At 73.9% G+C, this 12,954-nt stretch carries 13 protein-coding genes; 5 read left to right on the forward strand and 8 right to left on the reverse strand.

Going from position 1 to position 12,954, the window contains the following annotated elements; genetic code table 11:
- Positions 1-7: 7 nt before the first annotated feature.
- Complete coding sequence (gene dapA / locus PQI07_RS22005) at positions 8-907, reverse strand: 4-hydroxy-tetrahydrodipicolinate synthase (protein ID WP_043383024.1); 900 nt, start codon at positions 905-907, stop codon at positions 8-10.
- 200 nt (positions 908-1,107) lie between these two features.
- Between dapA and PQI07_RS22010 the strand changes: the two genes are divergently transcribed.
- Both PQI07_RS22010 and PQI07_RS22015 read left to right on the forward strand, forming a co-directional pair.
- Complete coding sequence (locus tag PQI07_RS22010) at positions 1,108-3,453, forward strand: lytic transglycosylase domain-containing protein (RefSeq protein ID WP_274927388.1); 2,346 nt, start codon at positions 1,108-1,110, stop codon at positions 3,451-3,453.
- Positions 3,454-3,737: 284 nt separating this feature from the next.
- Positions 3,738-4,724, forward strand: a complete 987-nt coding sequence (locus PQI07_RS22015; protein ID WP_274927389.1) for a catalase family peroxidase — start codon at positions 3,738-3,740, stop codon at positions 4,722-4,724.
- Here PQI07_RS22015 and PQI07_RS22020 read toward each other — a convergent pair.
- The 3 genes from PQI07_RS22020 to PQI07_RS22030 form a co-directional block, all read right to left on the reverse strand.
- A complete protein-coding gene (locus PQI07_RS22020) occupies positions 4,691-4,885 on the reverse strand; it encodes a hypothetical protein (RefSeq protein WP_274927390.1) in 195 nt (64 codons plus the stop codon). The genes PQI07_RS22015 and PQI07_RS22020 overlap by 34 nt on opposite strands.
- A gap of 51 nt (positions 4,886-4,936) precedes the next feature.
- Positions 4,937-5,185, reverse strand: a complete 249-nt coding sequence (locus tag PQI07_RS22025; protein ID WP_274927391.1) for a hypothetical protein — start codon at positions 5,183-5,185, stop codon at positions 4,937-4,939.
- A gap of 141 nt (positions 5,186-5,326) precedes the next feature.
- Entirely contained in the window at positions 5,327-5,917 is a 591-nt protein-coding gene (locus PQI07_RS22030; RefSeq protein WP_043757094.1) for a thermonuclease family protein, read from the reverse strand.
- A 114-nt stretch (positions 5,918-6,031) separates the two neighbouring features.
- On the opposite strand from PQI07_RS22030, the gene PQI07_RS22035 reads away from it, so the two are divergent.
- The 3 genes from PQI07_RS22035 to PQI07_RS22045 are packed head-to-tail and all read left to right on the forward strand — an operon-like array spanning position 6,032 to position 8,385.
- Positions 6,032-6,364 (forward strand): PepSY domain-containing protein, encoded by a 333-nt coding sequence (locus tag PQI07_RS22035; RefSeq protein ID WP_053608308.1) that lies wholly within the window; start codon positions 6,032-6,034, stop codon positions 6,362-6,364.
- 12 nt (positions 6,365-6,376) lie between these two features.
- Entirely contained in the window at positions 6,377-7,045 is a 669-nt protein-coding gene (locus PQI07_RS22040; protein ID WP_043355909.1) for a response regulator transcription factor, read from the forward strand.
- Entirely contained in the window at positions 7,042-8,385 is a 1,344-nt protein-coding gene (locus PQI07_RS22045; RefSeq protein ID WP_274927392.1) for a sensor histidine kinase, read from the forward strand. The genes PQI07_RS22040 and PQI07_RS22045 overlap by 4 nt, the downstream gene beginning before the upstream one ends.
- Positions 8,386-8,640: 255 nt before the next feature.
- Here PQI07_RS22045 and cysC read toward each other — a convergent pair whose 3' ends face one another.
- The 4 genes from cysC to metX form a co-directional block, all read right to left on the reverse strand.
- Positions 8,641-9,288 carry an adenylyl-sulfate kinase gene (cysC, locus tag PQI07_RS22050; RefSeq protein ID WP_274927760.1) on the reverse strand — a complete coding sequence of 216 codons (648 nt, stop codon included), beginning with the start codon at positions 9,286-9,288 and terminating at the stop codon, positions 8,641-8,643.
- Between the two features lie 82 nt (positions 9,289-9,370).
- Positions 9,371-10,492 (reverse strand): hypothetical protein, encoded by a 1,122-nt coding sequence (locus PQI07_RS22055; RefSeq protein ID WP_274927393.1) that lies wholly within the window; start codon positions 10,490-10,492, stop codon positions 9,371-9,373.
- A gap of 374 nt (positions 10,493-10,866) precedes the next feature.
- Positions 10,867-11,565, reverse strand: coding sequence for a methionine biosynthesis protein MetW (metW, locus tag PQI07_RS22060; protein WP_274927761.1), 699 nt, complete (start codon positions 11,563-11,565; stop codon positions 10,867-10,869).
- Between the two features lie 83 nt (positions 11,566-11,648).
- Positions 11,649-12,854, reverse strand: coding sequence for a homoserine O-acetyltransferase MetX (gene metX, locus PQI07_RS22065; protein ID WP_043355903.1), 1,206 nt, complete (start codon positions 12,852-12,854; stop codon positions 11,649-11,651).
- Positions 12,855-12,954: the final 100 nt, after the last annotated feature.

Below are 12,954 nucleotides of genomic sequence, written 5' to 3' on the forward strand. Positions count from 1 at the left end.
GTGCCTCTCAGTCGACCAGGAGCCCGGCATGCCGCAAGGCGTCGTCCACGATGCGCTTCGTGGGCTCCGTCACCGGCACGAGCGGCAGGCGCAGCTCCTCCTGCATGTGGCCGAGCCGGGCGAGCGCGTACTTCACCGGCGCCGGGTTGGCCTCGGCGAACAGGCCGGTCTGGAGCGGGAACAGCTTGTCCTGGAGGGTCAGCGCCCTGGCGTAGTCCCCCGACAGCGTCGCCTCCTGGAGGTCGGCGCAGAGACGCGGGGCGACGTTCGCCACCACCGAGATGCAGCCGTGGCCGCCCTGGGCGTTGTAGCCGAGCGCCGTCGCATCTTCGCCTGAAAGCTGGATGAAGCTCGCACCCATGGCCTGTCGCTGCTGACTGACGCGGTCGATCTTGGCGGTCGCGTCCTTCACGCCGGCGATGTTCTTCAATTCGAAGAGCCGGGCCATCGTCTCGACACTCATGTCGATGACGGAGCGCGGCGGGATATTGTAGATGATAATCGGAATGCCGACCGCATCGTTGACGGCCTTGAAGTGGGCGTAGAGGCCCGCCTGCGTCGGCTTGTTGTAGTACGGCGTCACCACGAGGACGGCGTCGGCCCCCGCGCGCTCGGCGTGCTGCGCCCGCTCGACCGCCTCGGCGGTGGAGTTGGAGCCCGCACCCGCCACGACCGGCACGCGCCCGCCCGCCTCGTCGATGCAGGCCTCGACCACCCGGTCGTGCTCGGAATGGGTGAGGGTCGGGCTCTCGCCGGTGGTGCCGGTCGGCACGAGGCCGTGGCTGCCCTGCTCGATCTGCCAGCGCACGAATTTCCGGAAGGCGGCTTCGTCGAAGGCCCCGTCGCGGAAGGGCGTCACAAGCGCGGTGAGCGAGCCCCGCAGGCGGCTCCCGGTCATCTCGGTCATCTCAGGCGTCCCAAAGGGTCCCAGTTGGGATTTCGGCGGTCTCGGCGCCGCACGCGGTCCGCATCGTACGGGCGCGGACGGGCAGACATAGGCGGTCGCGCCACGGCGCGCAAACAGATCGTCGCGACGGTTAACGCGATCTTAATGGTCGCGGCCTCATCCTCGACCTTTCCCGTTCCGGTGATCAGAAGGGGGGAATCGTGACCCGATCCGCGGCCTCGCATCCGGCCTCGAAGCGCACGTCCCTCGCCGCCGCGGCGCTCGTCGCCACCGTCGGCGTCGCGCTCGCCGGCCCGGTCGGCCCCGAGCCGTCCGCGACGCTCCCGGCCTCGCAGTCCCCGGCCTCGCAGCCCACGCCGCCGGCGAGCGACGCGCTCCTCCCCACCGGCCAGGTCCAGGGCATGCAGGCCGTGAAGGCCGCCGACCCGGTCGCCGCCGATGCCCTGAAGCTCGACCCGGTCCACGCCTCCGGCGGCGACGACAAGGGCGAGGAACCCGCACGGCCGCTGCCGGCCGCGGCCTCGGCCTACGCCTCCGCCGACCCGGATGCCCCGGTGGCCTTCCCGCTGCCCGACGCCGCCGTCACCCCGGCGGCCCCGGTGCCCGAGGTGCCCGATCCCGCGCGGCCGAAGATCTCCGGCGACACCGACCCGACGCTGCTGCGCGGCGCCATCGACCTCTACCGCAAGGGCCGGGTCGCGGACGGCGACCGGATGCGCGACACCTTCACCGATCCGGCCGCGAAGGCGCTGCTCGAATGGGTGGCGATCCGCGCGGGCGCCGGGATCGGCTTCAACCGCACGGTCGCCTTCGTCCGGGCCAATCCGGACTGGCCGGCCGGCCCGCTGCTGCGCCGCCGGGCCGAGGAGGCGCTGCTCTCCGAGCGGAAATCCCCCGCGATCGTCCGGGCCTATTTCGCCACGGCGAAGCCGGCCAGCGCGCCGGGCAAGTTCGCCCTGGCGCTGGCGCTGCGCGCCGAGGGCTGCGAGGCCGACGCCGCCGAGATGGTCCGCGACCTCTGGCGCACCGAGAGCTTCGGGCGCAGCCTGGAGGCCAAGGTGCTCGACGCCTTCCCGGACGTGCTCACCCGAATCGACCATCGCTACCGGATGGAGCGGGCGCTCCTGAAGGACGATTGGGAGAGTGCCGGCCGGGCGGCCGGCTACGCGGGCGGTGGCTATGCCAGCCTCGTGCGCGCCCGCCGGGCCGTGGAGGACAAGTCCTCCGGCGCCGCGGCCGCGCTCGCCGCGGTGCCGCCGTCCCTGCGCGGGGACGCCTCCTACATCTTCTCCCGGGCGCAGTATTTCCGCCGGGCCGACAAGCCCGAGGCCGCCGCCGCCGTGCTCGCCACGGCGCCGACCAATCCGGACGTGCTGGTCGACGGCGACGAGTGGTGGATCGAGCGCCGGATCGTGGCGCGCAAGCTCCTCGACCTCGGCGATGCCAAGACCGCCTACGCGGTCGCCAGCGCCCCGGCGGCGCGCAGCCCGGAGAAGCGGATCGAGGCCGAGTTCCACGCCGGCTGGATCGCCCTGCGCTTCGCCGGCGATCCGGCGAGCGCTGCGCAGCACTTCGCCCGGATGGCCACGGTCGCGGAGAGCCCGATCTCGCTGGCGCGGGCCGCCTACTGGCAGGGTCGGGCGGCCGAGGCCCTCGGGCAAAAGGACGAGGCGAAGCGCTTCTACGAGCGGGCGGCCCTCCAGCCGATCGCCTATTACGGCCAGGTGGCCCGGGCGCGGCTCGGCCAGACGAGCCTGCCCCTGCGGGCGCCCGCGGACCTCGAGGGGGCCGAACGGCAGGCCTTCGAGGGCCGGCTCTCCATCCGCGCCCTGCGCCTCCTCGGCGAGGCCGGGATCAAGGAGCTGGCCCTGCCGCTCTACATCGACGCCGCCCGGGACCTCTCCGACCCGCGCGAGCTCCAGGCGCTCGGCGACCTCGCCACCGACATGAAGGATCCCCGCGCCCTGGTGGCGATCGGCAAGCTCGCGGTGCAGCGCGGCCTGCCTCTGGACGCCCACGCCTACCCGACGATCGGCATCCCCACCTACGAGACCTTCACGGCGGTGCCGCAGGTGGAGCGGGCCATGGTCTACGCCATCGCCCGGCAGGAGAGCCAGTTCGACCCGCGGGCGCAATCGGGCGTCGGGGCACGGGGCCTGATGCAGATGATGCCGGCCACGGCGCAACGCACCGCCCGCCGGGTCTCGGCCGCGTTCGACGTCGACCGCCTGACCAGCGATCCCGCCTATTGCGCGAAGCTCGGCCAAGCCCATCTCGGCGAGCTGATGGAGGATTGGCGCGGCTCCTACGTGCTCGCCTTCGCCTCCTACAATGCCGGCGGCGGCAACGTGAAGAAGTGGATCGACGCCTACGGCGACCCGCGCCGGGGCGACGTCGACGTGATCGACTGGGTGGAGCGCATCCCCTTCACCGAGACGCGCAACTACGTGCAGCGGGTGATGGAGAACCTGCAGGTCTACCGCTCGCGGCTCGACAGCCGCAGCGCCCTGCTGATCGACGGCGACCTCCACCGTGGGGCGCGGTAGGGTCCCGGAATGAGGCGCGGCCCCCTCTCCCGTGCGGGAGAGGGGGCGCGGGCGCCCCTTCCGGCACGCGGCTGACCATCACGGCGCGCGGAGGGTCGACACCCGCTCGACGCACGAGACTCTCCCGTTCGCGCCGCGGCCCTCCGATACCGACACCCGATTTTCCCGCATTCTGCTCCGCCGCGGCATAGCTTTTGGTTGTGCCTCCCGTGCTTGGCTCCCTAGAAGATGGGCCGGTCCGCCTTGACCGGCTCCCGAGAGCCCGCACCGCCGAGAGGATCCCCATGCTGCATCCGAGATTGGGTTTCGCCCTGCTGCTGAGCACCGTGCTCGCGGCCGGCGCTCCGGCCCTGGCCCAGGAGGCCTCCACCGCCGAGCAGACGATCGACGTGATGAACACGCTGTTCGGCAAGCATCCCGGGGCGCGGGCCAACCACGCCAAGGGCGTGGTGGCCGAGGGCAGCTTCACCCCGTCGCCCGAGGCGGCCAGGATCAGCAAGGCCTCCCTGTTCAAGGGCCCGGCGGTGCCGGTCACGATCCGGTTCTCGGACGCGACCGGCGTCCCGACCATCCCGGACGGGGCGGCCAACGCCAACCCGCACGGCCTCGCGCTCAAGTTCAAATTGAGCGACGGCTCGGAGATGGATGTCGTCACCAATGCGCTGAAGTACTTCCCCGTCGCCACGGGCGAGGACTTCCGCGACCTCCTGAGGGCCGTCGCCGAGAGCGGCCCGAAGGCGGCCCATCCGACCGCGCTGGAGCGCTTCGCCGCCGCCCACCCGGCCGCCGCCACGGCGGGGGGAACCGCCAAGACCCCGTCGAGCCTCGCCCGGCAGACCTATAACGGCGTCAACGCCTTCATCTTCGTGGATTCCGCCGGCAAGCGGCAGCCGTTCCGGTTCCGCTTCGTGCCCGTGGAGGGCGAGGAGATCCTCCCGCCCGAAGAGGCGGCCAAGCGCGATCCGAACTTCCTGATGGCCGAGATCGGCCCGCGGGTCGCCAAGACGCCGGCGAAATTCAGGATGCTGGCCCAGCTCGCCGAGCCGGGCGACCCGACCAACGACGCCACCAAGCCCTGGCCGGACGACCGCAAGACGGTCGATCTCGGCACCGTGACGGTGAGCACGGTGGTGCCCGACAGCGCCGAGGCCGAGAAGGCGCTGCTGTTCATGCCCAACAACCTGACCGACGGGATCGAGGTCTCGGACGATCCGCTGATCGATGCCCGCGTCCAGGCCTACGCGGTCTCGTTCAGCCGCCGCTCGCAGTAGGGCGGCCCGGCCGGATGGGGATCCCGGACCCGCGGCCTCATGCTGCGGTGCCGGAGCGCGGCGGAGGCCCCGAAGATGGCCCCGAAAACGGCCCCGAAGGCGGCCTCCGGCCCGTCGCGCGATCCCTGGAGCCCGCCGTCGAGGCCCGCTGACGCGGTCACCTCAGGATGAGGTCCGGGGGTGGGCGGACGCCCCCCTCGATCCGCCCCGGATCAGCGGCTCGTCCCGGCCGCCGGGGCGGGCGGCGCCTTCGCGTCCCCGTTCCGCCCCTTGCTCTCGACCGAGCCCGTGCGGGCGCCGTCCCGGATGGCCCCGGTGCCGCTGAGGCCGCCGGCGCCCATGCTGGTCGTGGACGCGCCGGCATCCGTGCGTCCGTCGGCCTTGCCGTCTTGCCCCTCGGCGGCGGCCGCCGCGCCGGTGAGCAGGACGGCGAGCAGGATTGTCGCGTTCAGGATCCTCATGGGGCCTCCGCAAGTCCAAGTGCGCCATTTCACGTGCGCTATTTCAGGTGCGCCATTCCAGGTGCGCCCCGGACGGGCCTAAGGGTCCAACCGGGCGCAGCCGGGCGCGTTCCCGGGGGAGGGCCGGTCGTCGGCCGGTCGTCACCCGGCGGCGCCGAGAGACGCGGCGGCGCGCCGGCCCCGCCGCTCGGCGGGATCCTGGAACACCCCCGACCACAGGCCGAGGCGCCGCCCCCAGGCGCGGTCCGCCGCCGCCGCGTAATCCGGCGCCACGTCCCGATCGGGCAGGGCGAGGCCCTGCGCCACCATCCAGGCCCCGAGATCCGCGTCGCCGACCCGGCAGAGCGCCGTCGCCGCGTCCCCGGTCCCATGGCCCCGCGGCTCGCAGGCGACGGCCGCCCCGCCGATCCGCTCGGCCAGCGCCCGGGCGGCGTCCCGGCCGCACGGGTAGGGCCGGTCCTGGGCGTCCGCGCAGGTCGCGTCGGCCTCCGGCGCGGCGATCCCGAACAGGCTGACCGCGCGGGTGCCGACGCGCAGCGTGCCGCCGTCGATCACCTGGGCGGGGCCGCTCAGGATCTCGCCGGCCCGGGCGGGGGCGTGCCAGGACAGGCCGCCCGCCAGCAGCGCGGCGAGGAGCGGCAGGCGCGAGCGGCCGGCCTTGTCGTCCGGGCAGAGGAGGGTGCCGGCGAGGCCGGCCGCGCAGGCGAGGAGGATACCGACGAAGAGCGACATGGTCTCAGGTCTCCGGAAGGGCTATGGCCGCCCTTGTGCCGAAGCGCCGCCCCGCGACCCTGACACCGCCTGTCAGCGTCCCGTCAGGCGGCACGGCTTAAGCCTGCTGCCCGCATGAGCCCGTTCCCGCCCCGCCGCCTCCACCGCCTCGTCGGCCGCGTCCTGGCCCTCGGCCTGCTGGCCGCCCTCGCGGGCGGGCCCCTGCACGCCTCCGAGGATGCCGACCGCGCCCGCCGGGCCCTGGAGCGGGGCGAGATCCGCCCCCTCGACGCGGTGCTGGAGGCGGCCCGGGCGGCGGTTCCGGGGGATGTCGTGTCGGTCGATCTCAAGCACGACGAGGGGCGCTGGCTGTACAAGCTGCGCATCCTCGGGGCCGACGGGAAGCGCCGGACCGTGAAGGTCGATGCCGGCACGCTGAAGATCCTGGACGAGGACGACGATGATTGAGGAGGCCGGGCCGTGCGCGTCCTGATCGTCGAGGACGAGCCGCGCATCGCCGCCGACATCCGGCAGGGGCTGGAGATGGCCGGCTACGTCGCCGACGTGGTGGCGGACGGCGAGGCGGCGTGGTTCCGCGCCGAGACCGAGCCCTACGACGCCATGGTGCTGGATCTCGGCCTGCCGCGGCTCGACGGGCTCGGCGTGCTGCGCCGCCTGCGCGCCGCCGACGTCGCCCTGCCGGTCCTGATCCTCACCGCCCGGGACGGCTGGCGCGAGCGCGTCGAGGGCATCGACGCCGGCGCCGACGACTACCTCGTCAAGCCGTTCCGGATGGAGGAGCTGGTGGCGCGGCTCCGGGCGATCCTGCGGCGCACCGCCGGCCACGCCTCGCCGGTGCTGCGCGTCGGCGCGGTGGAGCTCGACACCCGCACCCGCGCGGTCAGCGTCGACGGACGGCCCACGGAGCTGACCGCCCTGGAATACCGGCTCCTCGCCTTCCTGCTGCACCGCCAGGGACAGGTCGTGCCGGCGGGGGAGCTGCTCGACCACCTCCACGGGGTCGGGACCGAGCGCGAGGCGAACGCCCTGGAGGCGCTCCTGACGCGCCTGCGCCGCAAGCTCGGGCCGGGGGTGATCGAGACCCGGCGGGGCCACGGCTATCTGGTCCCCGGACCGGGTGGATCGTGAGGCGCGACTCCCTCCGCCTCCGGCTCGGCCTCGCGGCGGCCGCCCTGATCGCCCTGGCGCTGGTGCTCGCCGGGATCGGCCTCACGGTGATCCTCGACCGGGTGCTCGACGCCCGCACCGTCGCGGAGCTGGACCGGACCGCCAAGCTCATCGCCGGGCGGGTCGGCCTCGCGCCGGACGGGGCGCCGACGCTGTCCCGGGACCTGCCGGACCCGCGCTTCACCACGCCCTATGGCGGCCTGTACTGGCAGGTGGAGGCGGGATCGCACCTGCTGCGCTCGCGCTCCCTCTGGGACAAGAGCCTCGACCTCGGCCGGGCCGGAGCGGGTGCGCAGAACCCCGCCACCCTCGACACGACCGGGCCCGATGGCGGAAGGCTCATCGCGGTGGTGCGGCCGGTCCATATCGGCGCGCAGGGCTCCGAGACCGCGCTGCGGGTCGCGGTGGCGGAGGACCGGCGCAGCCTCGCGGCGAGCCGGACCACCTTCCTGCGCCTGCTCGTCCCGGCCCTCGTCGCCCTGTTCGTCGTCCTGACGCTGGCGATGGGCCTGTTCGTGCGCCGGGCGCTCGGCCCGTTCCGGGTGCTGCAGGCGGAGCTCCTGGCGGTCCATTCCGGGCGGCGGGCGCGGCTGCCGGAGCAGTTCCCCGACGAGGTCCGGCCGCTGGTCACCGACCTCAACCGGCTGCTCGACGCGCAGGAGCGGGCCCTGATCCGCGCCCGCGACGCCGCGGCCGACATGGCCCACGGCCTCAAGACCCCGCTGGCGGTGCTGGACGCCCTGGCGCGCCGGACCGGGCCGGCCGACCCGGCGCTGGCGGCCGAGATCGCCGAGCAGGCGCGGGCCATGGGCGGGCAGGTGGAGCGGGCGCTGACCCGGGCGCGGATCGCCGCCGCGGGCGACCTGCGCCGGAGAAGCTGCCGGGTCGCCCCGGTGGCGGAGCGCCTGGTCGCGACCCTGCGCCGGCTGCCGGAGGCCGACTCCCTGGAATGGAACGTGGCGGTGCCCGAGACCCTCGCCTATCCCGGCGACGAGGGCGAGCTGATGGAGGTGCTGGGCAACCTCCTCGACAATGCCCGCAAATGGGCGCACCGCCGGGTCCGCGTCACCGGGACGGCCGCCGGCCGCCCGGGCCTCGCCGTCGCGGATGACGGCCCCGGCATGAGCCCGGCGGCGATCGCCGGCATCGGCCGCGGCCAGCGCTGGGACGAGAGCCGGCCGGGCACCGGCTTCGGCATCGCCATCGCCCGCGACGTCGCCGAGGCCGCGGGCGCCCAGCTCGAGTTCGGGCGCTCGGAGATGGGGGGCCTGCGGGCGGAGCTGAGCTGGCCGGGCGCGTAGGGACACCCGGAGCCGCTGGCGGGCGCGGCCTGCCCCCTCTCCCGTTCGGGAGAGGGTTGGGGTGAGGGACCGGACGCTTCAGGACGGCGCGCGCTGTCGACGCGCAGGCACGGTGCGCCTCGTCCGGACAGCTCCCGACCCTCACCCTGCCCCCTCTCCCGCACGGGAGAGGGGACCCGCGCCCGGTTTCGGATCGTCGGCCCGTCCGCCGCTCGACAGGCCGCGAGCGGCGTCGGATGATCCCGGTCGCGCCGCTCACCCCCGCGGCTTCGCCGCCTCGGCGGCCCGGCTCAGCCGCATCAGCCGCGCGCTCAAGGCGCGGGCGCAGGCGTCCGTGCTGCGGCCCTCCGTGGTGATCGTCAGGTCCGGCTGCTCCGGCGCCTCGTAGGGCGCCGAGATGCCGGTGAAGCCCGGGATGCGGCCGGCGCGGGCCAGCCGGTACAGGCCCTTCGGATCCCGGGCCTCGCACAGGCCCAGCGGCGTATCGACGAACACCTCCAGGAACGGGATGTCGCCGGCGATCCGGCGCGCCACCGCCCGGTCGGCCCGGTAGGGCGAGATCAGCGAGACGATCACCACCGCGCCCGATTCGGCCATCAGCCGCGCCACCTCGGCGGTGCGCCGGACGTTCTCGGCGCGGTCCTCCGGCGAGAAGGCGAGGTCGGCGTTCAGCCCGTGGCGGAGGTTGTCGCCGTCGAGGACGGCGCTGTGCCGGCCGCCCGCCACGAGGATCCGGTCGGCCTCGACCGCGAGGGTCGACTTCCCGGCCCCCGACAGGCCGGTGAGCCACGCGATCACCGGGACCTGGCCGAGGCGCGCCCAGCGCGCCTCCCGGGCCTGGAGGGGGTGCCAGGTCACGGGGCCCGGAGGGAGGCCGGTCGGGATCTTCTGCAAGACGCACATATCCACCGCCTGGGGCAGCGTGCGCGGAGGCGGCTGCCGGTCTTTGGACATCGACACGGGATCGGGGGGCCGGCGCGGGCCGTCAGGGCACGCGCCAGACCGGGCAGCCGACGGCCTCGCCGAGCCGCGCCTGGCATTCCTCCAGGATGTGGGCCGTCCGCCACCACCATGCGGGCGGGGACCGGAAGGCGGCCTGCGCCGTCGCCGCCCGCACCAGCGCATCGACCGCCGCCTCCGTCTCCGGCGCGATCGGCCCGGCGGCGAGTTCGTTCGGCGGTGCCGCGGGGGCGGGATCGATGACCGCGTCCCAGGACTGCCCCCAGCAGGCGGCGGCGAAGCGCGCGTTTGCGGCCGCGTAGCGCGCCGCGACGCGGGCCAGACCGTCCGGCGCATCGCCGCGGAACCGCTCGGCATCGAGCCCTCGCGCCCAGGCCCACTCGTCGAGGACATGGCCGAGCAGGCGGGGATGCCCGGCCACCTGACGGTGGACCCCGAGCCGGTACAGGCGGCGCGACGCCTCGACCGCGACGGGTCCGGAACTCCGGTTCGTGCGGTATTCCAGGTCGGCGGGACCGAGGAGCGGCGCGAGGCGCGCGCCCAGGCCGAGCCCGTCGACCAGCCGCGCCAGCAGCGGGGCGTCGGACCGGCGGTCGCGGTACGGCAGGGCGGTGACGCGCCCTGCGGCGGCACGCAGCCAGGGCTCGAGCCGGGCCGCGTAGTCGTAGCGCCCGGACGCGCCCTCGGAGCGCAGGAAGCCGCGGAACGTGCGGCCCTCGGCGACGACCTGAGCCCGCAGGGCATAGGCCGAGGCCAGCTGCTCACCCTGCGGCTTGACCACGAGCGCCGCCTCCAGGGCGAAGCCGCGGCGCGCGAAGAGGTCGGACAGGATCTCGGGCACGCGCCAGAGCGGGCGCTGGACGGAAAAATCCTCGTACGAGAGCACGACCGTGTCGGCCGGCGTGGCGGCGAGGATCGCGTCGAGCCGCGCGAGGGCCTCGCGGCGCTCCGCGGCGCCGCGGCGGCGGTCCAGCGCCTGGCCGAGCCGGTAGTGATTGACGTCGTCGCTGCCGGGGGCGCCCGGCGGGGCGAGGTTCGGGTAACAGATCCCGACCGAGGCGAGACGGGGGCGCAGGCGGGCCAGCACCTCCTGAAACGCGGTGGAGCCGGTTCGCGGCATCCCGATGTGAACGATCGCGCGGCGCACGTGTCCTGTCGACCCTGCTGGATTTCGTGATTGCGGCAAGTCTTCCGCACAGCCGGACACAGTCCACGACCCCTCGTGGACGCGCACGTCTCGGGAAAACGCCAAACGAATCCGTAATCACGGTCCGATCACGGGAACGCGACCAGAAATAGCCAAGCTCCGTTTCTGCTCTATTTCGGATCGGGCAAAGCGCGTCGGGCAAAGCGCGTCGGGCAGGCGCGCATGCCGGCCCCTCCGAGGGAGGCGCGGCGCAGCCTCCGTGCGGGACAGGGGGGCTGGGGACGCGAGGCCCGATCCCGGCGCCTCGGAACGCGGCGGACGGTGATCCAGGGCCCCTACAGGACGCGGCGCCGAGGCGGCGCCGCGTTCGCGCGCTAGCTTCCGGCGTCCTCGCGGCGGAGCAGGAACACGCCCTGCGCGCCGAACAGGTTCCAGACCCACCAGGGCATGGAGAACCGCATCGGCCTGCCGCGGGCGTCGAGCGACGTCGCGTGCTCGATCCGGGCGCCGATCAGGCGGCACAGGCCGACGAAGTCGCGGATCGTGCAATGGTGGATGTTGGGGGTCTCCCACCACGCGTCCGGCATGATCTCGGTGACCGGCATGCGCCCGCGGAAGGCGAGTTCGGACCGCACGCGCCAGTGCCCGAAATTCGGGAACGAGATGATCACCTGCCGGCCGATGCGCAGCAGGTGCTCCAGCACCACCCGGGGGTTGCGGGTCGCCTGGATGGTCTGGGACAGGACCACCACGTCGAAGGCGCCGTCCGGGTAGTTGGCGAGGTCGGTGTCGGCGTCGCCCTGGATCACCGACAGGCCCCGGGCGAGGCACGCATTCACGCCCTCGCGGGACAATTCGATCCCGCGCCCGTCGATGCCCCGGCGGTCGCGCAGCAGCGCCAGCAGCGAGCCGTCGCCGCAGCCGATGTCGAGGACCCGGGCGCCCGCCGGCACGAGGCCGAGCACGACGATATGGTCGACCCGGGCGCCGTTGCCCTCGCCGGCATGGGGGAGGGCGTCCGCGCTCTCCCAGGGTGCGCCGTGCGGGGCCTGTCCGAGGGAATGCTTGCCCATGGAATGCTTGCCCAGGGCGTGCTTGCCCAGAGCGTGCTTGCCCAGGGGCAGCTTGCCGAACATCATCTTGCCGGACCCGCCGCTCACAGGCCGCGCGCCCGGGCGGCGGCGTCGATGAAGCCGCGGGCGGCCGAGAACATCGCCGGCTCGTCGAGCAGGAAGGCGTCGTGGCCCTTGTCGCTCTCGACCTCCACGAAGGCGACCGGCGCCGCGGCGGCGTTCAGCGCATGGACGATCGCCCGGGAATCGCGGGTCGGGAACAGCCAGTCCGACGTGAAGGAGATCACGCAGAAGCGCGTCTTCGTCCCCCGGAAGGCGTTGGCGAGCACGCCGCCATGGTCCTCGGCGAGGTCGAAATAGTCCATCGCCCGGGTCAGGTAGAGGTAGGCGTTGGCGTCGAACCGCTCGACGAAGCTCAGGCCCTGGTGACGCAGATAGCTCTCGATCTGGAAGTCGGCGTTGAACGAGAAGGTCGGCGCCGATCCGCCCTGGAACCGGCGGCCGAACTTGCGATGCAACGCCGGCTCGGAGAGATAGGTGATGTGCGCGCCCATCCGGGCGACGCCCAAGCCCTTGGCGGGCCGCGTGCCCGCCTCGAGGTAGCGCCCGTCCGCCCAGGCCGGATCGGCCATGATCGCCTGCCGGCCGACCTCGTGGAAGGCGATGTTCTGCGCCGAATGGCGGGGGCCCGTGGCGATCGGCATCGCGGCGAAGACGCGCTCGGGATAGAGGGCCGCCCATTGCAGCACCTGCATCCCCCCCATCGAGCCGCCGATGCACAGGAAGAGGTCGTGGATGCCCAGGTGCTCCAGCAGCATCAGTTGGGCGCGGACCATGTCGCGGATCGTGACCAGCGGGAAGTTCAGCCCGTAGGGCCGCCCCGTCGCCGGGTCGATCGAGGCCGGCCCGGTGGAGCCCATGCAGGAGCCGATGACGTTCGAGCAGACGACGAAGTAGCGGTCCGTGTCGATCGGCTTGCCGGGGCCGACCAGGGTCTCCCACCAGCCGGGCTTGCCGGTCACCGGGTGGGTGTGGGCGAAATACTGGTCGCCGGTGAGCGCGTGGCAGATGAGGACCGCGTTCGAGCGCGCGGCGTTGAGGGTGCCGGCGGTCTGGTAGGCGATCTGGAACGGGGCGAGTTCGATGCCCGCATCGGTGAGCAGCGGCGTGTCCGCGGAAAACCGCGCCACCGGGCTCTTCGGGTCGAGCGCCTGCGAGCGCTCGGACGCGCGCCGTGCCGGCTCGTCGATCGGGTCCGGCCTCAGGGCCGTGTCCGGTTGGGTGTCCATGGCGGGTCGCGACGACCGTGTATCCGTTCGGATCCGAACCGGGAGAGCATCGTGCCGCCAGACGCGCCGCACTCGCCCGACGCGGCCAGCCCTGCGGAGG

The organism is Methylobacterium sp. 092160098-2 (assembly GCF_028920805.1).
Classification (GTDB): domain Bacteria; phylum Pseudomonadota; class Alphaproteobacteria; order Rhizobiales; family Beijerinckiaceae; genus Methylobacterium; species Methylobacterium fujisawaense.

Bases quoted from the DNA above. Each gene is read 5' to 3' on its own strand.
- dapA (WP_043383024.1), bottom strand. From the start codon at position 907: ATGACCGAGATGACCGGGAGCCGCCTGCGGGGCTCGCTCACCGCGCTT.
- PQI07_RS22015 (WP_274927389.1), top strand. From the start codon at position 3,738: ATGCTGCATCCGAGATTGGGTTTCGCCCTGCTGCTGAGCACCGTGCTC.
- PQI07_RS22025 (WP_274927391.1), bottom strand. From the start codon at position 5,185: ATGAGGATCCTGAACGCGACAATCCTGCTCGCCGTCCTGCTCACCGGC.
- PQI07_RS22030 (WP_043757094.1), bottom strand. From the start codon at position 5,917: ATGTCGCTCTTCGTCGGTATCCTCCTCGCCTGCGCGGCCGGCCTCGCC.
- PQI07_RS22035 (WP_053608308.1), top strand. From the start codon at position 6,032: ATGAGCCCGTTCCCGCCCCGCCGCCTCCACCGCCTCGTCGGCCGCGTC.
- cysC (WP_274927760.1), bottom strand. From the start codon at position 9,288: ATGTGCGTCTTGCAGAAGATCCCGACCGGCCTCCCTCCGGGCCCCGTG.
- metW (WP_274927761.1), bottom strand. From the start codon at position 11,565: ATGGGCAAGCATTCCCTCGGACAGGCCCCGCACGGCGCACCCTGGGAG.
- metX (WP_043355903.1), bottom strand. From the start codon at position 12,854: ATGGACACCCAACCGGACACGGCCCTGAGGCCGGACCCGATCGACGAG.